Below are 19126 nucleotides of genomic sequence, written 5' to 3' on the forward strand. Positions count from 1 at the left end.
CCCGGCCCCGACGGCGTCGAAGCCGAAGACCGACAGGTTCGCGTTCACCGAGACCCCGGTCAGCCACACCAGCAGCGGGAGCGCGACGGCCGACGCGACCCCCAGCCGCAGCGCGCAGCGCCCCGCGTATCCGGCGCGCGACCCGGTCCCGAGCGGGGTGCGGGTCGCGGTGAGGGCCCCGGCGGTCAGCATCATCAGCGCCACCGCGACCGGCAGCAGCCAGACCCGGTCGTCCAGCTCGGCGAGCCGGCCGAGCGTGATGGGCTCCTTGACCCCGTTGCTCAGCAAGCGGTCGAGGGGATCGGGCAGCACCTTCGCGAGCTCCCCGGTCGCGACGCCCTTCCACTGGACGAACAGGCCCAGCGGCAGCGCCAGCCAGACCCCGTTGGGCGCGCCGAGGAGCGCGGCGCCCATGATCCGGCCCGGCTCGTCGCCGGTGACCGCCGCGTACCCGGCGGCGGCGAACCCCGCCACCACGGCGAGCACCAGAACGCCGCACAGCGCGGAGACGGCGGGCCGCACCACCCGGTGCACACCCTGCCAGCCCGGCGGCAACGGCGTACGACGCGAGGCGAGCAGCGCGATCAGCAGTACCAACAGCACCCACACCAGGCCGCGCAGCAGGGTGGGCACGGTGTCGACATGGAAGCCGACCGACGTCTTGGACTTGATCAGACCCTGCAGGCCGTCGGAGAGTCCGCCGCCCCCGATGTCCCCGATACCGGGCAGCTTGTCCAGGATGCCGCCGGCCTGGGGGGCGCCGAGCGAGGCGCCGTCGATGGCGATGGTGTCCTGGCCGGCCCAGGCGAGTCCGCCGAGTACCGCGGTGAAGAACACCGCGACCGCGATCACCCGGGCGGCCAGCTCACCGGCGGAGACGACCGTCCCGGCCTTGCGTAACGACCGCAGGAAGACCCACACCAGCAGCAACGCGCCCACCAGGGCGACGCCCAACGGCATGACGCCGACGGCGCCCTGGGTCCCGGCGCTGTCCATCCCGAACACGGCGACGTCGCCCGACGGTCGGACCCGGCCGCCCGCGGCCATCGCGACCACCGCGGCCGTCATCGGTCCGAGTGAACCCGCGGTGTCCGCCCCGAGCAGATGCAGACCGAGCGCGGCGGTGCCCGTCATGGCCAGAAACGCCCAACTCACGGACGCGATGGCGGAGAGCAGTACGCTCACCCAGGGCGTGGTCCTAGCGGTCATCCCGGCCCCCCGAGGTCGTTTCCTTGGGCGGTTACTACTCTCCGGTGGCATTTGGGCGCAGTCAACGCTGCCGGCGGGCGTACTTATCGGAGGGCGGGTTCCGGTTCGGCTGCCGGGCCTGAAATAGTTCCTCCCGATGTTCGCAATCCCTAGACTCCCCGCATGGGGAAATACCGGGGGACAACTTTTGGGGCTTGGGGTGCCTGAACTCGTACTCGAATTGAACGGTCAAACCTGGACGCTCGACCCATCCAGGTCGTACAGCCTCGGGCGGGATCCGCAGGGAGACATGGTGTTCGACGACGCCAGAGTCTCCTGGCGGCATGCCACCATCCGCTGGGGCGAACGCAGTTGGATCGTCGAGGATCTCGGCAGCACCAACGGCACCTATGTCCAGGGCCAGCGCATCCACCAGATGGAGGTCGGACCGGGCTCCGCCGTGAACCTCGGCAACGCGACCGACGGCCCCCGTCTCAACTTCAGCGGCGGCCAGCAGGTCAGCGCCGATCTCTACAGTGCGGAGACGTCGCTGGCGCAGCCGCACCAGGCACCTGCCGCACGGCAGGCCCCGCCGGTGCAGCAGCCGCACCGGCCGCCCGTCCAGCCGCAGCAGCCGCAGCAGGGTGGCTGGAACCAGCAGCCGCCGGCGCAGGTTCCGCAGCAGCAGGGCTGGCCGCAGCAGCCGCAGCAACCGCAGGGCGGGCAGCAGCACCGCAGCCCGACCACGATGCACCACTTCTCGATCAACCAGGTCACGAAGATCGGCCGTGCGCTGGAGAACGACCTGGTCGTCTCCGACCTCCAGGTCTCCCGGTTCCACGCCGAGTTCAAGGCGCACCCGGACGGCCGCTTCGAGATCGTCGACCTGGGCAGCCACAACGGCACCTACGTCAACGGCCAGGCGATCCAGCGCCATCTGCTGGGCCCGAACGACATCGTCGGCGTCGGCCACTCGACCTTCCGACTGGCCGGCGACCGGCTCGAGGAGTTCGTCGACACCGGTGAGGTCTCCTTCTCGGCCCGGCGGCTGACCGTCACGGTCCCGCAGGGCAACACCACGAAGACGATCCTCAAGGACGTCTCCTTCGGTGTCCCGGAGAAGTCGCTGATCGGGGTGATCGGCCCGTCCGGTTCCGGCAAGTCCACGCTGCTGCGTGCGCTGACCGGCTACCGCCCGGCCGACCAGGGCGAGGTGCTGTACGACAACCGAAACCTGTACAAGCAGTTCGCCGAGCTGCGCCAGCGCATCGGTCTGGTCCCGCAGGACGACATCCTGCACAAGGAGCTGACGGTCCGCAAAGCACTGCGGTACGCGGCCAAGCTCCGGTTCCCCGGTGACACCGCGACCGACGAGCGCAACCACCGGATCCAGGAGGTCCTGCAGGAGCTCAAGCTCGACATCCACGCGGACAAGCGCATCACCTCCCTCTCGGGCGGTCAGCGCAAGCGGGTCTCCGTCGCGCTGGAGCTGCTCACCAAGCCGTCGCTGATCTTCCTGGACGAGCCGACCTCCGGCCTCGACCCGGGTATGGACCGCGACGTCATGAAGCTGCTGCGCGGTCTGGCCGACGACGGCCGCACCGTCCTGGTGGTCACCCACTCGGTGGCCGAGCTGGCGCTGTGCGACAAGCTGCTGGTGATGGCGCCGGGCGGCTCGGTCGCCTACTTCGGCCCGCCGGAGGAAGCGCTCAACTTCTTCGGTTACGAGACCTGGGCCGATGTCTTCTCGGCGTTTGAGAACTACCGCGACTACGACTGGTCGGGCCGTTGGCACGGCTCGCAGCACTACCAGATGTACGCGGCCGACCTGGACGCCGCCCCGCAGGCCGCGGCGGTCGTCCCGCAGCTGGCCACCCGGCCGCCGAAGCCGCAGAGCTGGGGTTCCCAGCTGTTCACGCTGGTACGCCGCTATCTGTCGGTGATCGCTTCCGACCGCGGCTTCATCGGGCTGATGTTCATCCTGCCCGCGGTGCTGGGTGTGGTCAGCGTCGTCATCCCGGCCGACAGCGGTCTGGGCCCGGGTCCGCTCAAGGCCCACCTGGTCAACAAGGACGCGGGCACGATCCTGCTGATCCTCGCGGTGGGCGCCTGCTTCTCGGGCGCCGCCAACTCGGTACGAGAACTGATCAAGGAACGGGTGATCTACGAACGGGAACGGGCCACCGGCCTCTCCCGCTCCGCGTACCTGATGTCCAAGGTCATCGTGCTGGGTCTGATCACGGCCCTGCAGGGCGTCATCATCTGCGGCATCGGCTTCGCGCCGCGGGCCATGCCCACCGAGGGCGTGATCTTCAAGAGCTCACCGGCGATCGAGATGACGCTGGCCGTCATCGCGCTCGGCTTCACCTCGATGATGTTCGGCCTGATCATCTCGGCCCTGGTGAAGACCGCCGAGAAGACCATGCCGCTGCTGGTGATGTTCGCGATCGTCCAGGTCGTCTTCACCGGGGTGCTGTTCCAGCTCTACGACTCGATCGGCGTGGAGCAGTTCGCCTGGCTGATGCCGGCCCGCTGGGCCGTCTCGGCCCTGGGCACCACCGCCCAGCTGAACGTCCTCATGCCGTGGGACGCGGCCAACCCGGACCAGCTCTGGGAGCACACCGCGGCCCAGTGGATCGTCGACATGGGCGTGCTGGTCGTGCTCGGTGTCATCTGCGGTGTCGTGGTCGCGCGGCTGCTGCGCCGCCACGAGCCGGAGGTCATGCGCAAGTAGCGCGCGGGACCGACAACGCCGAAGGGCGGCCGTACCCCTGGGGGTGCGGCCGCCCTTCGGCGTGGTGGACCGGTGCTCAGTAGGCCGAGTCGACGTTGTCGATCGAGCCGTAGTTCGCGGCCGCGTAGTTGCACGCGGCGGTGATGTTGGCGACCGGGTCGTAGATGTCCATGGAGGTACCGGACACGTGGTACGCCTGGAACGTCGGGTCGATGACCTGCAGCAGGCCCTTGGACGGTATGCCGGCGGCGGCGTTGGAGTCCGTCAGGTTGATGGCCTGCGGGTTCCCGGACGACTCGCGCATGATGTTGCGGTAGATGCCGTCGTAGCTGCCCGGGATGTTGTGGGCGGCCATGACCGACAGCGACTCCTTGATCCAGCCGTCGAGGTCGTTCGAGTACGAGACGGCGGCCGGGGCCGGAGCCTTGGTCGCGGGCTTCGGCTTGGCGGCGAGGGCCTTGCGCTCCTTGGAGCGGTTCGCGGCCTGCTCCGCCTTCTTGCGCTTGGCGGCCTCGTCAGCGGCCTTCTTCTTCGCGGCCTCGTCAGCGGCCTTCTTCTTCGCGGCCTCGTCGGCCGCCTTCTTCTTCGCGGCCGCGGCGGCCGTGTCGGCCGCCTTCTTCTTGGCCGCGGCCTCGGCTGCGGCGTGCTGCGAAGCGGCGCCGGCCTGGTCGGTAATGCTCTGCGGTCCGGCGGTGCTGACCACAGCGATGTTGGAGGGCTCGCCGGCGGCGAGGGCCGTTCCGTCGGATCCCTGGACACCAGCGGTGATGGCCAGAACCGTCAGAGCGGCGGTTGCGGTGCCTGCTACGGCGAACGAATGCACCTTGTTCAGGCGGCCGAGCTTCGGGAGCGTCGGGAGCTGCATGGGGGAGTTACCTCTTCCAATTGCGGACTCCGGCATTGATAGCTGGGTAAAAACCGCAGGGCAAAGAGGTCGATTACTAACGAAAGTCGTAGTTGCGGGTGGAACGGCAGGGCGTGTTTACGGGCCCCTTACGCGCCGTGGGCACCATCCGGGTCCACTACCCGGCTTCGTAAGTGACGTACGTCCTATCGGGCAGGTCACACGGCACCACCCCCGCCATCGACGGATCGTCATGACGGGGGTGCGCACGGTGACGGCTTTTCAGGGGTCCTCGAAGCGTGCCCGGGAACGGCGCCGGAAGCACCCCCGAAACGCCTACGGGAGCAGCAGGTTCACGTCGCCGAACTCGTGCCACAGATAGCCGCCGCGCACGGCTTCCGCGTAGACCCGCTCCAGCAGGGGAGCGCCCGCCACCGCCTCCAGCATCAGCAGATGGGAGGCCGCCGGCTCGTGCAGCCCGGTCAGCAGCCCGTCCACGGCGTGTACCCCGTGTTCCGGGGTCAACACCAGATCCGTCCAGCCGCGCGCGGCACGGACCGTGCCCCGGCCGTCCGCCGCCGACTCCAGCGCCCGTACGGCCGTCGTACCGACCGCCACGACCCGGCCCCCACCGCTGCGGGCGGCGTTCACCTGCCCCGCGGTGCTCGGCGACACCTCGAACCACTCCGGGTACGGCGGTTCATGCGTCTCGGCCGAGGAGACCCCGGTGTGCAGGACGATCGGTGCGATCTGCACACCCCTGCTGACCAGGGATGTCACGATCCCGGTGGTGAACGGCCGGCCGGCGCTCGGCATCTCCGCCGAGCCGAGACCGTCGGGGGACGGCACCGAGAACACCGTCTGATACTCGGCGAGCGGCTGGTCCCGCTCGGTGTAGCCGTACCGGATCGGCCGCCCGTGACCGTGCAGATAGCCGGCGGTGTCCGCCATCGACGGCCGGGCCAGCCACAGCCGGTCCCCGCGCGGCGACAGCGGCTCCTCCAGCACCAGCCGTTCGCCGTCCGGCAGCTCCACGACCGCCCCGGCCGGTCCGCCGGCCCGCGGCACGGTCGTGCCGCGCCCGTCGGGCGTCCTGACCTCCACGGCCCAGTGTCCCCCAACCTCCGGCCGGGGGTGCCCCCAGTCCTGGCGGGTCGAGAAGTGCACGGTCACCGGTTCCAGGCCGAGCCGCCCGCCGACCGCCGCGGGCAGCGTCCGCGAGGTGTTCACCACCAGGACGTCACCCGCCCGCAGCAACCCCGGAAGCTCCCGGAAGGCGTGGTGCGACACCTCGCCCGCCGCCGCCCGCCCGACCAGCAGCCGTACGCCGTCCCGCTGCCCGGCCGGCGCCCGCGCCGACAGCTCGGGCGGTACCCGCAACCCCCGCAGGCCCTCCATCGTGGTCACCGTGCTTCCAGCAGCGCCGGAGCGGTGTAGCGCCCGCTGGGCGCCTCCTCGTCGAGCAGCCGCAGGAAGGCCGGGGCGACGTCCGCCGGCAGCAGCCGGTCCGACGGGTCGTCGTCCGGGACGGCCGCCGTGTACAGCTCGGTCCGCAGATCGCCCGGATCCACCCACCACACCCGCAGCCCCGGCTCCTCCACGGCCAGCACCGCGGACAGCTGCTCCAGCGCGGCCTTGCTCGCCCCGTAGCCGCCCCACGTCGCGTACGCCTCCACGGCCGCGTCGGAGCTGATGTTCAGCACCGCGCCGCCCGCCGCCCGCAGCAGGGGCAGTGCCTCCCGCACCAGCGCCAGCGGCGCCACCACATTCGTCTCCAGTGCGGCGCGCAGCCCGTCCACCGGAAGCTCCGCCAGGGCCACCAGCGGCTCGGCACCCAGCGCGCTCGCGTTGTTCACCAGCAGATCGACGCCGCCGAACGCGCGGGCCGCCGCGACGAGCGCGGTCCGGTGGGCGGCGTCGGTGACATCGCCCGGCACGGCCGCCACCCGTCCGGGGCCCTCCCGCTCCAGCTCCGCCGCCGCCGTCTTCAGCACCCCCTCGGACCGGCCGTCGAGCACCAGGTCCCAGCCACGCCGGGCGAGCGCCCCGGCCAGGGCACGGCCCAGTCCCCGCGAAGCCCCCGTGATGATCGCTACCGGCATCGCCGGCCCGTCACCCGCCACCACCCTTGCAGTGAAGCGTTTCACGCTGCTCCTCCTTGTGGCTTTCCGAGCCGCCGCAGGACCCGTCGTCCAGCGGCTCCCTTCACCGTAGGAACGCCGCCGCGTCCGGCGCCTCGGCCGTCCGCCGCACGTCGGGGGGCACTTTGCCCTAGGTCCCCGGCCCGATCCGCCGGGGCCGCGGCGCCGGTAGGTTGACGACATGTCCAACCGGTCGCCCAGAGGCGGAATCGAAGCGGTCAGCGACGCGGTCCTCGCGATGAGCCGGCACTTGGAGGTGCGCGAGGTGCTGCAGACGATCGTCGCGTCCGCCCGCGAGCTGCTCGACGCCGAGTACGCCGCGCTCGGGGTGCCCGACGATCACGGCGGGTTCGCCCAGTTCGTCGTCGACGGGGTGAGCGACGAGCAGTGGAAGGCGATCGGCCCGCTGCCCCGCCAGCACGGCATCCTCGCCGCGATGCTCCACGAGGCGACCCCGCAGCGGCTCGCGGACGTCACGCAGTCCGACTCCTTCGGGGGCTGGCCGCGCGCCCACCCGGACATGACCGACTTCATCGGGATGCCGGTCGTCGACGGCGAGGAGATCCTCGGCGCGATCTTCCTGGCCAACAAGGTGGGCCCCAGAACCGGGCCCGCCACCGACTGCGCCTTCACCCAGGAGGACGAGACGCTGCTGCGGACCCTGGCCGCCCACGCCGCCATCGCCCTCACCAACGCCCGCCTCTACGAGCGCAGCCGCGAACTCACCCTGGCGGGGGAGCGGGCGCGCATCGCCCACGAGCTGCACGACGCGGTCTCCCAGAAGCTCTTCTCGCTGCGCCTCACCGCACAGGCCGCGGCCGCCCTGGTCGACCGCGACCCGGCGCGCGCCAAGGAGGAGCTGAAGCATGTGGCGGCGCTCGCCGCCGAGGCCGCCGACGAGCTGCGCGCCGTCGTCGTCGAGCTGCGGCCCGCGGGACTGGACGAGGACGGCCTCGTCGCGACCCTGCGGACCCAGGCCGAGGTGCTCGACCGGGCCCACGCGGCCCATGTCACCTTTACGTCCTGCCAGGTCAAGGCGCTGCCCGCCGCCCAGGAGGAAGCGCTGCTGCGGGTCGCGCAGGAGGCGCTGCACAACGCACTGCGGCACGCGGACGCCGGGACCGTGACCGTCTGCCTCACCGGCCGGGGCAAGGGAGCGGTGCTGCGGGTCCGCGACGACGGCAGCGGCTTCGAACCGTCCGCGGTGCGCCGCGCCGGACGCCATCTGGGCCTGGTCTCGATGCGGGACCGGGCGAGCGGCGTGGGCGGACACCTGACAGTGGAATCGGCGCCCGGCAAGGGCACCGTCATCGAGATGGAGGTGCCCGGTGGCTGAGTCAGAGCGGCAGGCCCGCATCCGCGTATTGCTCGTCGACGACCACCAGGTGGTGCGCCGCGGGCTGCGGACCTTCCTGGAGGTCCAGGGCGACATCGACGTCGTCGGGGAGGCGGGGGACGGCGACGAGGGCGTGGCCCGCGCCGGGGAACTGCGCCCCGACGTGATCCTGATGGACATCAAGATGCCCGGCGCCGACGGCATCTCCGCGCTGCGCAAGCTGCGCGAGCTCGGCAACCCGGCCCGGGTGCTCATCGTCACCAGCTTCACCGAGCAGCGCACCATCGTGCCCGCCCTGCGGGCCGGCGCGGCCGGCTATGTGTACAAGGACGTGGACCCCGAGGCGCTGGCCGGCGCCATCCGCTCCGTGCACGCCGGCCATGTGCTGCTCCAGCCCGAGGTGGCCGACGCCCTGCTCTCCCAGGAGTTCCCCGGCGGCGGCCAGGGACGGGGCAACGCCCTCACCGAACGGGAGCGCGAGGTGCTGACGCTGATCGCCGACGGGCGCTCCAACCGGGAGATCGCCCGCGCGCTGGTGCTCTCGGAGAAGACTGTGAAGACCCATGTCTCGAACATCCTGATGAAGCTCGATGTCTCGGACCGCACCCAGGCCGCGCTGTGGGCGGTCAGGCACGGCATCGGGGCACCTCCGGAGGCCTGACGGGCCATACCGGACCGGTGTGTTCCGGTATCGGATTCATTCCGACGGGTGGATGTGGGGCCGGTGGCGCATCCTGACCGCCTGTGACCCGTTCTGTAGGGAGTACCGCGGCGGCTGGTCGCGGTGCACCCTGCAAGGAGGAAGTTCGAAGTGAAGATCCTGAAGACCGCCGCGGCTGTCACCTTCGTCGCGGGCGGGCTCGCCATGGCCGGAGCCGGTGTCGCCTCCGCCCACAGCGGCGCCGAGGCCCACGGCGTGGCCGAGGGCTCGCCCGGCGTTCTCTCCGGCAACCTGCTCCAGGTTCCCGTGCACGTCCCGGTCAACGTCTGCGGCAACACCGTGAACGTGATCGGTCTCCTGAACCCGGTGTTCGGGAACGAGTGCGTCAACCAGTAGTCCCCCCGCGGCTCCGCCGCGACGACCGGCCCCGGAGGCACCGCCTCCGGGGCCGCTGCGTTCGATCGAATCCCCGCGCGTTCGATCCGGTGATCCCTTCGGACGTTTCCGGTCCGCGCCCGTGTCATCCGGCCGGGCCGGGCGTTCTTCACCGTGCGGCCCGCGGCTGGGCCGTACCGCAACAGGAGGATCGTTTCCCATGAACACTGCCAAAAAGGCCGCCCTGGTCATCGCCGTCACCGGAATCGCCGCGGGTGTCTCCGCCGGTTCCGCGTTCGCGAGCGCCGATGCCTGTGGCTCCGCCACCGACTCCCCGGGCGTGCTGTCCGGCAACCTGCTCCAGGTGCCGGTGCACGTCCCGGTCAACGTGACGGGCAACACCGTCAACGTGATCGGTCTGCTCAACCCGGCGTTCGGCAACGCGTCGTCGAACATCGGCTGACCTGCCCCGTATGACCGTGAAGGCCCCGCGTCCCCCCGGTGACACCGGCGGACCGCGGGGCCTTCCGCGTCATCCCGGTGCGGCTCAGGCCCGGCGCTCCGACTCCTCCACGTACGCGTTGTACGCCGCCACCTGCGCCCGCCGCGCGGTGCGCTCCACCGGCCGCAGCAGCTCCGCCCGCGCGGCGATCTCCGACGCGCTCACCGCGCCCCCGTGCCCGTCGGAGGCGATGGCGACCAGGGCGCCGACCCGCTGCGCCAGCGCCAGCACCCGCACCGCCCGCGGCGGATAGCCGGGCGCCAGCAGATCACGGCCGCGCTCCGCACGCGCCCGGTACGCGTCCAGGGCGGCCTGCGCGGCCGGCCCCGCCCCCGCCACGTCCAGCCGGGTCAGCGCCTCGGTGGTGTCCCGCAGCGCCTCGGCCAGCTCCCGCTCGGCCTCGCCGAGCGAGGGCACATCGGCCGGTGGGCCCTGCCGCACCTCCAGGCACTTCCACTCCACCTCCACATGCACATCGCCGCGCGGCCCGGCCTCGCTCACCTCGGGTACGAGGCCGAGCGCCGGGCCGCCGACCGCGATCACGGCCTCGCCCGCGGCCAGCGCCCGCGCGTTGAAGTCCGCCGGGCCGCTGAGACCCAGCGGATGTCCCGGCGCGGGCAGGGCGACCCGCAGCCCGGTCGTACCGAGCGCCCGCAGCCGGCCGAGGCCGAGCGTCAGCCCGACCGGGCCGGTCTCGCCCGGCAGTCCGGTCATCCGGTGGACCGCGTCCTCGCCCAGGACCTCCTGGGCGACATCATCCGGTGCGGCAAGTCCGGCAAGTAGGGCATTTCCCCACGCCGCCAGCCGTCCTGATCGAGGTTCATCAAGCATCCCCCCAGCCTAAGGAGTGGACCGCCCGACGCGTGGCGTAGGTTTTCCCTCGGGGCTCTGCCCGTGACAACCGAAACTGCAATGGGAGACAACGCGCTCATGAGCGATGTGCTGGAGCTGGTGGACGTATCGGTGGTCCGCGACGGACGGGCTCTGGTGGACCAGGTCTCGTGGTCGGTCGCCGAGGGCGAACGCTGGGTGATCCTCGGACCGAACGGCGCGGGAAAGACCACCCTGCTCAATGTCGCCTCCAGCTATCTCTTCCCGACCACCGGCACCGTCCAGGTGCTCGGCGAGAAGCTCGGCAGCGTCGACGTCTTCGAACTGCGCCCCCGTATCGGCATGGCCGGCGCGGCCATGGCGGACAAGATGCCGCGCGGCCAGACCGTCCTGCAGACCGTGCTCACCGCCGCGTACGGCATGACCGCGCACTGGCGGGAGAGTTACGAGAAGGTCGACGAGGACCGCGCCCGCGCCTTCCTCGACCGGCTGGGCATGTCCGACTACCTGGACCGCAAGTTCGGCACCCTGTCCGAGGGCGAGCGCAAGCGCACCCTGATCGCCCGCGCCATGATGACCGACCCGGAGCTGCTGCTCCTCGACGAGCCCGCGGCCGGCCTGGACCTCGGCGGCCGTGAGGACCTGGTACGCCGCCTCGGCCGGCTCGCCCGCGACCCGATCGCGCCCTCCATGATCATGGTGACCCACCATGTCGAAGAGATCGCCCCCGGCTTCACCCATGTCCTCATGATCCGCCAGGGCAAGGTCGTCGCCGCAGGCCCGGTCGAGCTGGAACTCACCTCGCGCAACCTCTCCCGCTGCTTCGGCCTCCCGCTCGTCGTCGAGCACAGGGGCGACCGCTGGACCGCCGCAGGACTGCCGCTCTCGTAGCCATCCGCCGCCCGGCCGGGGGGAGCGGGACGTAACACCCCCCGGCGGAACGCCCGTTCGTGCTTCCCCGCGCCCGCCCCCGCGCCCGGAAGGCCTGTCACAGATCACCCCCGCCCCCCTACGATGGGGAGGTGGACCCATGGGTGTGGTGGCTGATCGCCGCCGTAGGACTCGGCATACCGCTGGTGATCACGACGATGCCCGAATTCGGGATGTTCGCGGTCGGCGCCGTCGCGGGGGCGATCGTCGCCGCGCTCGGCGGCGGCATCGTCGTCCAGGTCATCGTCTTCGTGATCGTCTCGGTCGCACTGCTCGCGGTCGTCCGCCCGATCGCCTACAAGCACCGGACGCAGCGGCCCGAACTGCGTACCGGCATCGACGCGCTGAGGGGGCGGCAGGCCGTCGTCCTCGAACGGGTCGACGGCGGCGGCGGACGGATCAAGCTCGCCGGAGAGATCTGGTCGGCGCGCGCCCTCGACGAGGAACGGAGCTTCGACCCGGGCGAGAAGGTGGATGTCGTGGAGATCGACGGCGCGACCGCCGTCGTCATGTGACCGAGGACGCCTGACCGACCGATACGGCCGCCGCGGTCGTGCTCCGGGAATTCGCCGAACCCGAGCGCACCGCCGCAGTGGTCTGCGAGAATTGATCATGTCGTAGTACGTCCGCAAACGGCGCGGGAGTGGACATGCAGCCGATCATCATCGTCCTGATCATCCTGGTGGTGCTCGTCTTCGTCGCGCTCATCAAGACGGTCCAGGTCATCCCCCAGGCGAGTGCCGCCATCGTCGAACGATTCGGCCGCTACACGCGGACGTTGAGCGCGGGCCTGAACATCGTCGTTCCGTTCATCGACACGATCCGCAACCGCATCGACCTCCGTGAACAGGTCGTGCCGTTCCCGCCGCAGCCGGTGATCACCCAGGACAACCTGGTCGTCAACATCGACACGGTCATCTACTACCAGGTCACCGACGCCCGCGCGGCGACGTACGAAGTCGCCAGCTACATCCAGGCGATCGAGCAGCTCACCGTCACCACGCTCCGCAACATCATCGGCGGCATGGACCTGGAACGGACGCTGACCTCCCGCGAGGAGATCAACGCGGCGCTGCGCGGCGTCCTGGACGAGGCCACCGGCAAATGGGGCATCCGCGTCAACCGCGTCGAGCTCAAGGCGATCGAGCCGCCCACCTCCATCCAGGACTCGATGGAGAAGCAGATGCGCGCGGACCGCGACAAGCGCGCCGCGATCCTCACCGCGGAGGGCATCCGGCAGTCCCAGATCCTCACCGCCGAAGGTGAGAAGCAGTCCTCCATCCTGCGCGCCGAAGGTGACGCCAAGGCCGCCGCGCTGCGCGCCGAAGGTGAGGCCCAGGCCATCCGTACGGTCTTCGAGTCCATCCACGCGGGCGACCCGGACCAGAAGCTGCTGGCCTACCAGTACCTCCAGATGCTCCCGAAGATCGCGCAGGGCGACGCCAACAAGCTCTGGATCATCCCCAGCGAGCTCAATGACGCGCTCAAGGGCCTCGGCGGCATCGTGAACCTGCCCGGCGCCCCGACCAACGGTGCCGGCGGCGGGAACAACGGCGGCACCAACGGCAACAACGGGGGCGGCGGCGACGTCCCCATCCCGCGCCGCGAGACCCCACGCTTCGACAAGGACTGACCCTCGGGCATGATCGGTGCATCCGACACCGGTCATCGAGGGGTACAGCGTGACGTTCTGGGAGGCACTCGCCGTCTTCGCGGCGGGCATCGGCGCCGGCACCATCAACACCATCGTCGGCTCCGGCACCCTCATCACGTTCCCGGTACTGCTCGCCGTCGGCCTCCCGCCGATCACCGCGAACGTCTCCAACGCCCTCGGCCTGGTACCCGGTTCGCTCACCGGTGCCATCGGCTACCGCCGTGAACTGCGCGGCCAGCGCCGGCGCGTCATCCGGCTCGGCAGCACCGCGCTGGCCGGCGGCCTGGCCGGCGCGATCCTGCTGCTGACCCTGCCGTCCGACGCGTTCGACGCGATCGTCCCGGTACTGATCGGGCTGGCCCTGGTCCTGGTCGTGCTGCAGCCCCGCCTCGCCCGCGCCATCAAGGCCCGCCGCGAACGCGAGGGCACCGAGGTCCCCACCGACGGCGGCCCGCTGCTGCTCGTCGGACTGTTCCTCGCCAGCATGTACGGCGGTTACTTCGGGGCCGCCCAGGGCGTTCTCTACCTGTCGCTGATGGGGCTGCTGCTCCATGACGACCTGCAGCGGATCAACGGCGTCAAGAACGTCCTCGGCATGCTCGTCAACGGCATCGCCGCCGTGTTCTTCCTCTTCGTCGCCGACTTCAACTGGGCCGCCGTGGGCCTCATCGCCGCCGGAGCCACCCTCGGCGGCATCTTCGGCGCCCGCATCGGCCGCCGGCTGCCGCCGGCGGCGCTGCGCGGCGTCATCGTCGCCGTCGGCATCGTGGCCATCGTCCAGCTCGTCCTCAGATGACCGCCGCCGTCCGCGCCCCACCGGGATCAGGCCGGCAGCGCCAGCCACCCCGGCAGCGCGTCGTTGTCCCTGATCCCCAGCGCCAGCAGCAGCGTGTCCGCCGGCGTCGGCTCGAACGGCTGCGCCAGCAGCCGCATCCCCGCCTGCTCAGGAGTCCGGTCCGCCTTGCGGCCGTTGTCCTCCGCACAGGCCGCGACCGTGTTCAGCCAGGTGTCCCCACCACCGCGCGACCGCGGCACGATGTGGTCCACCGTGCTCGCCCGGCGACCGCAGTACGCGCACCGGTGTCGGTCACGCACCAGCACACCCCGCCGCGACCACGGGGCCCGTTGTCGGAAGGGCACCCGGACGTATCTGCGCAGCCTGATCACCAGCGGAACCGGAACCTCGACGGCCGCCGCGCGGATGCGCAGCCCGGGATGCGCCTGCTCGACGACGGCCTTCTCCTGCATGACCAGCACCACGGCACGCCGCAGCGACACCGTCGACAGCGGCTCGAAACTCGCGTTCAGCACCAGAGTCTCACGCATTCCGCCCACCCCAAGGATCCGTCCCCGCCCCATGGCGAAGTGGATCCACTGTGCCTCGCGGACCACCGGCGGACAACGCAATTACCGTGCGGGGAAAGGGGATCGACGGGGTACGGGAGCGGCTCCCGGAAGGGTGGCCGGGCGGGTGGACAGCGAAAAATGCCGAACGCCCCGGACGCTTCCCCCCGTGCGTAACGGAAGCGTCCGGAGCGTACGGCAGCCGGCGTGGACACCGGGCGGGAAACACCTGGTTCCGGCGGACGGCCGGCATCGCGCGGGCGAGAACCACCACGACGCAACGCCCCGCCGCCCCCGCTACAGCGGTACCGGCTGCCTGGTGATGGTGGGCCACCACCAGACACGTACCACTGTGCGATTCAGGGCGCCGGGGCGCAACGCAATTAACGGGCGCCCGCCGGCCACGGCGGACGCCCGGCCGTCAGCTACCGGCCGGTGCCTCGTACTCGCCGATCAGCTGGGCGCGGCCCAGCGTGTGGAAGCGGAGGTTGAAACCGATCACGGCAGGCGAGGCGTCCGCGTCCGGCCCGAGCTTCTCGGTGTCCACCGCGTACACGGTGAAGACATAGCGGTGCGAACCGTCCCCCGGCGGCGGCGCGGCCCCGCCGAAGTCCCGCGTCCCGTAGTCGTTCCTGACGTGCAGCGCACCCTCGGGCAGCCCCTTGAAGTCCCCGCCGCCCGCGCCCGCGGGCAACTCGGTGACGGACGCGGGAATGTCGATGAGCGACCAGTGCCAGAAACCGCTGCCGGTCGGCGCGTCCGGGTCGTAGCACGTCACGGCGAAACTCTTCGTCCCGTCGGGGAAGCCCTCCCACCGCAGGTGCGGTGACGTGTTCCCGGCCGCGTACACCTGCGCGTCCTTCAACACCCCGCCCGGCGCCACGTCATCGCTCACCACCGTGAACGACGGCACCGGCGGATGGAACTCGTGGGGGAGCGGCCGCCGCTTCTGCTCGGTCACCTCGACACCTCCTGATCGCAAGAACAGCTAGGGACCGCGGCCGGGCTGCGCCGGCGCGGCCTTCTGCGCACCGAGCCTAGATCCCTAGAACCAGTTGCGCTTGCCGCCGACCTCCGCCAGCCACTGATTCAGGTACGCCGCCCAGTCGGTGCCCTGGAAGGACTGCAGACCGACCGTGAACGACCGGTACGAGTCGCTGCCCTCGCCGAACAGCCCCGGCTTCTTGTCCATCTCCAGGATCACGTCCATCTCGTTGCCGTCCGCGATGAAGGTCAGCTCCACCTGGTTCAGCCCCCGGTACTGGTGCGGCGCCCGGAACTCGATCTCCTGGTAGAACGGCAGCCGCTGCCGCGTCCCCCGGATGTGCCCCTTCTCCAGGTCCGCGGCCTTGAACGCGAAGCCCAGGTGCCCGAACGCGTCCAGCAGCGCCTGCTGCGCCGGCAGCGGGTGCACGCTGACCGGGTCGAGGTCACCCGAGTCCACCGCGCGGGCGATCGCCAGCTCCGTCGTCACCCCGATGTTCATCCCCGACAGATGCCGGCCGAGGAACGTGGTGACCGGCGTCTCCCACGGGATCTGCAGCCCGAACGGCACGGTGTGCACGGCCCCCGGCGCCACCTCGAACGCCCCGCCCAGCTGCTGCCGGTGGAACTCGATGTCCTGCTTGTACTCGTTGTCGCCGCTCTCGACCTCGACCCGGGCCTGCAGCCCGACGGAGAGCCCCTCGATCTGCTGCGCGACCGACCCGCCCTGGATACGCACCTCACCCTGGACAGTGCCGCCCGGCACCACGTTCGGGTCCGTCAGTACGGTCTCGACGGACGCCCCACCGGCACCCATGCTCGCAAGCAGCTTCTTGAAGCCCACGTTGTCCCACTCCTCATACCGGCGGTTGACTGTTTCTTTACGTTATCTACGGTCACTACGAACGCGGAACCGCCGCGGGCGGTTCCAGTACCCTCGTACCGCATGATCGCCGACGCGGAAAGGGCCCCGCTCGCCCGGCCCTTCTTCGACCGCCCGGTCCTCGACATCGCACCGGACCTCCTCGGCCGGATCCTCGTCCGTGACACCCCGGGCGGCCCGATCGAGCTGCGCCTCACCGAGGTGGAGGCCTACGCGGGACCCGTCGACCCGGGATCGCACGCCTACCGGGGCCGCACCGAACGCAACGCGGTGATGTTCGGCCCGCCCGGCCACACCTACGTGTACTTCACGTACGGGATGTGGCACTGCCTCAACCTGGTCTGCGGCCCGGAGGGCACGCCGAGCGGGGTCCTGCTCCGGGGCGGCGAGATCACCCGTGGGGAGGACCTCGCCCGAGCGAACCGCCCCACCTCCCGCAAGGACACCGACCTCGCCCAGGGCCCGGCCCGGCTGGCCACCGCGCTCGCCGTCGACCGGTCGCTCAACGGATCCGACGTCTGCGACCCCTATACCGGTCCGGCGGGCGAACCGGCCGGCAGCCCGTTCCGCGTCCTCACCGGTACCCCGCCGGCCGCTGACCGGGTGCGCTCCGGCCCGCGTACCGGCGTCGGCGGCGAGGGAGCCGTGCACCCCTGGCGCTTCTGGATCGACGGCGACCCCACCGTCAGTCCCTACCGTGCCCACACCCCGAGACGCCGCCCATAACGACTCGCCATGACCGCGTACTCTCGGACACGCTGTACAGACGCTCTGCGACCGCCGGTGTGCGGACCGCGGAGCACCGACTCATCGCACTGACCCAAGGAGACAAGAGAACCGTGACGGACATCGTCGACGAGCTGCAGTGGCGCGGGCTGATCGCCGTATCCACTGACGAGGACGCACTGCGCAAGGCGTTCGCGGACGGCCCGGTCACGGTCTATTGCGGCTTCGACCCCACGGCGCCCAGCCTGCACCTCGGCAACCTGGTGCAGATCCTCACCATCCGGCGGCTGCAGCAGGCGGGCAACCGGCCGCTGGGCCTGGTGGGCGGGGCCACCGGCCTGATCGGCGACCCCAAGCCGTCGGCGGAGCGGACACTCAACGCTCCCGAGGTCGTCGCCGACTGGGTCGAGCGGGTCCGCGGGCAGATCGAGCCCTTCCTCTCCTTCGAGGGGCCGAACGCCGCGACGATGGTGAACAACCTGGACTGGACGTCCGGGATGTCGGCGATCGAGTTCCTGCGTGACGTGGGCAAGCACTTCCGAGTCAACAAGATGATCGCCAAGGAAGCCGTCGCCCGGCGCCTCAACTCCGACCAGGGCATCAGCTACACCGAGTTCAGCTACCAGATCCTCCAGGGGATGGACTTCCTGGAGCTCTACCGGCGCTACGGCTGCACCCTGCAGACCGGCGGAAGCGACCAGTGGGGCAACCTCACGGCCGGCATCGACCTGATCCACCGCGTCGAGGGCGCCTCCGTCCACGCCCTCGCCACTCCGCTGATCACCAAGGCGGACGGCACCAAGTTCGGCAAGACCGAGGGCGGCGCCATCTGGCTCGACCCCGAGATGACCACGCCGTACGCCTTCTTCCAGTTCTGGCTGAACGCGGACGACCGTGACATCTCCAAGTTCCTGCGCATCTTCAGCTTCAAGTCCCGCGAGGAGATCGAGGAGCTGGAGCGCCTCACCGAGGAGCGCCCCCAGGCCCGCGCCGCCCAGCGCGCCCTGGCTGAGGAACTGACGACCCTGGTCCACGGGGCCGCCCAGTGCACCGCGGTCACCGATGCGTCCAAGGCGCTTTTCGGCCAGGGGGAACTGACGGACCTGGACGAGGCCACGCTGGCGGCCGCTCTCTCCGAGCTGCCGTACGCCAAGGTCACGGCGCTGGAGCCGGTCGTCGACCTGCTGACCGCGGTCGAGCTGGTGGCCAGCAAGTCGGCCGCCCGCCGGGCCATCAAGGAGGGTGGCGCCTACCTGAACAACGCCAAGGTGACCAGCGAGGACGCGGTGCCGGCCGAGTCCGACCTGCTGCACGGCCGGTGGCTCGTCCTCCGCCGCGGCAAGAAGAGCCTGGCTGCCGTCGAGGTCGGCTGAAATCGTGCGTTTGAGCGGCGGTTGAGCTTGACTCTGCCGCCGCTCCTCCGTAATGTAGTCCGAGCCGCTTGAAACGGTGCGTCCGGTTCGTCCGGATCCCCGCGGGGGTGGCCACCCACTACTACGACTTCCCGACAGGGTTGCTTTTCGGTGCGCCGAAATTCAGTCCGAATAGCTCGATTATGAGCGTGGCGGGAAATCGGCTAACGTAGTGGACACGCCGCAAGGCGAGAAACAAAAGCCCGCCTCAGCGGGTGGCAGAAACGGGAAATCGGATCTGCTAAGCTGAGAAACACGAAGGGAAGCCCGGAGGGCGCCGGTAAAACGGCACCGAAGGAAGCGTCCGTTCCTTGAGAACTCAACAGCGTGCCAAAAGTCAACGCCAGACTTAAAACACCCCGGGCGGAACCCATTCGGGTTTCGTTTGGTGGTTCCTTTGAAAAAGTCCTTCTACCCTCCGGTCCTTCGGGACGGGAACTGGTGGGAGGCAATTACACAGCGAGGACGCTGTGCACCACGGGCCTTATTCCGGCCGGTGGTGCCGCTCTTGCGTGGAGACATTCACGGAGAGTTTGATCCTGGCTCAGGACGAACGCTGGCGGCGTGCTTAACACATGCAA

The 19126-nt window shown here is 70.5% G+C and carries 18 protein-coding genes, 1 rRNA gene and 1 pseudogene; 12 read left to right on the forward strand and 8 right to left on the reverse strand.

Annotated elements, in window-relative coordinates; all coding sequences use genetic code 11:
• Window positions 1-1209: streptophobe family protein (locus O3W51_RS43585; RefSeq protein WP_269289317.1), on the reverse strand; the 1209-nt coding region annotated here is incomplete at its 3' end.
• Window positions 1210-1408: 199 nt separating this feature from the next.
• Here O3W51_RS43585 and O3W51_RS43590 point away from each other — a divergent pair.
• A complete protein-coding gene (locus O3W51_RS43590; RefSeq protein WP_244809122.1) occupies window positions 1409-3922 on the forward strand; it encodes an FHA domain-containing protein in 2514 nt (837 codons plus the stop codon).
• Between the two features lie 76 nt (window positions 3923-3998).
• On the opposite strand, the gene O3W51_RS43595 is transcribed toward O3W51_RS43590, so the two are convergent.
• The 3 genes from O3W51_RS43595 to O3W51_RS43605 form a co-directional block, all read right to left on the reverse strand.
• Window positions 3999-4787 carry a transglycosylase SLT domain-containing protein gene (locus O3W51_RS43595; RefSeq protein ID WP_244809121.1) on the reverse strand — a complete coding sequence of 263 codons (789 nt, stop codon included), beginning with the start codon at window positions 4785-4787 and terminating at the stop codon, window positions 3999-4001.
• Window positions 4788-5102: 315 nt separating this feature from the next.
• On the reverse strand, window positions 5103-6164 hold the full coding sequence (locus tag O3W51_RS43600; protein WP_138355036.1) for an S-adenosylmethionine:tRNA ribosyltransferase-isomerase: 1062 nt from the start codon (window positions 6162-6164) through the stop codon (window positions 5103-5105).
• Window positions 6165-6169: 5 nt separating this feature from the next.
• The gene (locus O3W51_RS43605; protein ID WP_138355035.1) at window positions 6170-6868 is read right to left on the reverse strand and encodes an SDR family NAD(P)-dependent oxidoreductase; all 699 of its coding nucleotides are present in this window, start codon (window positions 6866-6868) and stop codon (window positions 6170-6172) included.
• A 220-nt stretch (window positions 6869-7088) separates the two neighbouring features.
• Between O3W51_RS43605 and O3W51_RS43610 the strand changes: the two genes are divergently transcribed.
• From O3W51_RS43610 to O3W51_RS43625, 4 genes are all read left to right on the forward strand, one after another.
• The gene (locus O3W51_RS43610) at window positions 7089-8243 is read left to right on the forward strand and encodes a GAF domain-containing sensor histidine kinase (protein WP_138354963.1); all 1155 of its coding nucleotides are present in this window, start codon (window positions 7089-7091) and stop codon (window positions 8241-8243) included.
• Window positions 8236-8904: a response regulator gene (locus tag O3W51_RS43615; protein WP_164298430.1), complete on the forward strand. Its 669-nt coding sequence runs from the start codon at window positions 8236-8238 to the stop codon at window positions 8902-8904. Before O3W51_RS43610 ends, O3W51_RS43615 begins: the two co-directional genes overlap by 8 nt.
• A 150-nt stretch (window positions 8905-9054) precedes the next feature.
• The gene (locus O3W51_RS43620; protein ID WP_187144823.1) at window positions 9055-9300 is read left to right on the forward strand and encodes a chaplin; all 246 of its coding nucleotides are present in this window, start codon (window positions 9055-9057) and stop codon (window positions 9298-9300) included.
• 199 nt (window positions 9301-9499) lie between these two features.
• Window positions 9500-9742, forward strand: coding sequence for a chaplin (locus tag O3W51_RS43625; RefSeq protein WP_138354961.1), 243 nt, complete (start codon window positions 9500-9502; stop codon window positions 9740-9742).
• An 84-nt stretch (window positions 9743-9826) separates the two neighbouring features.
• On the opposite strand, the gene O3W51_RS43630 is transcribed toward O3W51_RS43625, so the two are convergent.
• Window positions 9827-10612, reverse strand: coding sequence for a hypothetical protein (locus O3W51_RS43630; protein WP_138354960.1), 786 nt, complete (start codon window positions 10610-10612; stop codon window positions 9827-9829).
• 99 nt (window positions 10613-10711) lie between these two features.
• Between O3W51_RS43630 and O3W51_RS49155 the strand changes: the two are divergent.
• From O3W51_RS49155 to O3W51_RS43650, 4 genes and pseudogenes are all read left to right on the forward strand, one after another.
• A pseudogene (locus O3W51_RS49155) lies at window positions 10712-11236 on the forward strand (ABC transporter ATP-binding protein); the annotation flags it as partial.
• Window positions 11237-11634: 398 nt separating this feature from the next.
• Entirely contained in the window at window positions 11635-12057 is a 423-nt protein-coding gene (locus tag O3W51_RS43640) for an NfeD family protein (RefSeq protein ID WP_138354958.1), read from the forward strand.
• Between the two features lie 134 nt (window positions 12058-12191).
• Window positions 12192-13175: an SPFH domain-containing protein gene (locus O3W51_RS43645; protein WP_138354957.1), complete on the forward strand. Its 984-nt coding sequence runs from the start codon at window positions 12192-12194 to the stop codon at window positions 13173-13175.
• A gap of 49 nt (window positions 13176-13224) precedes the next feature.
• Window positions 13225-13992, forward strand: a complete 768-nt coding sequence (locus O3W51_RS43650) for a sulfite exporter TauE/SafE family protein (protein WP_138354956.1) — start codon at window positions 13225-13227, stop codon at window positions 13990-13992.
• A gap of 26 nt (window positions 13993-14018) precedes the next feature.
• Here O3W51_RS43650 and O3W51_RS43655 read toward each other — a convergent pair whose 3' ends face one another.
• The 3 genes from O3W51_RS43655 to O3W51_RS43665 all read right to left on the reverse strand — a co-directional run bounded on the left by O3W51_RS43655 (window position 14019) and on the right by O3W51_RS43665 (window position 16368).
• Window positions 14019-14522 (reverse strand): HNH endonuclease, encoded by a 504-nt coding sequence (locus O3W51_RS43655; RefSeq protein WP_138354955.1) that lies wholly within the window; start codon window positions 14520-14522, stop codon window positions 14019-14021.
• A 439-nt stretch (window positions 14523-14961) separates the two neighbouring features.
• Window positions 14962-15501, reverse strand: a complete 540-nt coding sequence (locus tag O3W51_RS43660; RefSeq protein WP_138354954.1) for a YbhB/YbcL family Raf kinase inhibitor-like protein — start codon at window positions 15499-15501, stop codon at window positions 14962-14964.
• Between the two features lie 84 nt (window positions 15502-15585).
• The gene (locus O3W51_RS43665) at window positions 15586-16368 is read right to left on the reverse strand and encodes a sporulation protein (RefSeq protein ID WP_138354953.1); all 783 of its coding nucleotides are present in this window, start codon (window positions 16366-16368) and stop codon (window positions 15586-15588) included.
• 102 nt (window positions 16369-16470) lie between these two features.
• Here O3W51_RS43665 and O3W51_RS43670 point away from each other — a divergent pair, with 102 nt between their 5' ends.
• From O3W51_RS43670 to O3W51_RS43680, 3 genes are all read left to right on the forward strand, one after another.
• Window positions 16471-17133: a DNA-3-methyladenine glycosylase gene (locus O3W51_RS43670; protein ID WP_138354952.1), complete on the forward strand. Its 663-nt coding sequence runs from the start codon at window positions 16471-16473 to the stop codon at window positions 17131-17133.
• Between the two features lie 113 nt (window positions 17134-17246).
• Entirely contained in the window at window positions 17247-18506 is a 1260-nt protein-coding gene (gene tyrS / locus O3W51_RS43675) for a tyrosine--tRNA ligase (protein WP_138354951.1), read from the forward strand.
• A gap of 560 nt (window positions 18507-19066) precedes the next feature.
• Window positions 19067-19126, forward strand: a 16S ribosomal RNA gene (locus O3W51_RS43680); the annotation flags it as partial.

Source organism: Streptomyces sp. H39-C1, from assembly GCF_027158125.1.
GTDB lineage: Bacteria > Actinomycetota > Actinomycetes > Streptomycetales > Streptomycetaceae > Actinacidiphila > Actinacidiphila fildesensis.

Coding starts and splice junctions, on each gene's coding strand:
- O3W51_RS43605 (WP_138355035.1), bottom strand. CDS start 6,868: ATGCCGGTAGCGATCATCACGGGGGCTTCGCGGGGACTGGGCCGTGCC.
- O3W51_RS43670 (WP_138354952.1), top strand. CDS start 16,471: ATGATCGCCGACGCGGAAAGGGCCCCGCTCGCCCGGCCCTTCTTCGAC.
- O3W51_RS43625 (WP_138354961.1), top strand. CDS start 9,500: ATGAACACTGCCAAAAAGGCCGCCCTGGTCATCGCCGTCACCGGAATC.
- O3W51_RS43655 (WP_138354955.1), bottom strand. CDS start 14,522: ATGCGTGAGACTCTGGTGCTGAACGCGAGTTTCGAGCCGCTGTCGACG.
- O3W51_RS43595 (WP_244809121.1), bottom strand. CDS start 4,787: ATGCAGCTCCCGACGCTCCCGAAGCTCGGCCGCCTGAACAAGGTGCAT.
- O3W51_RS43645 (WP_138354957.1), top strand. CDS start 12,192: ATGCAGCCGATCATCATCGTCCTGATCATCCTGGTGGTGCTCGTCTTC.
- O3W51_RS43610 (WP_138354963.1), top strand. CDS start 7,089: ATGTCCAACCGGTCGCCCAGAGGCGGAATCGAAGCGGTCAGCGACGCG.
- O3W51_RS43630 (WP_138354960.1), bottom strand. CDS start 10,612: ATGCTTGATGAACCTCGATCAGGACGGCTGGCGGCGTGGGGAAATGCC.
- O3W51_RS43600 (WP_138355036.1), bottom strand. CDS start 6,164: ATGGAGGGCCTGCGGGGGTTGCGGGTACCGCCCGAGCTGTCGGCGCGG.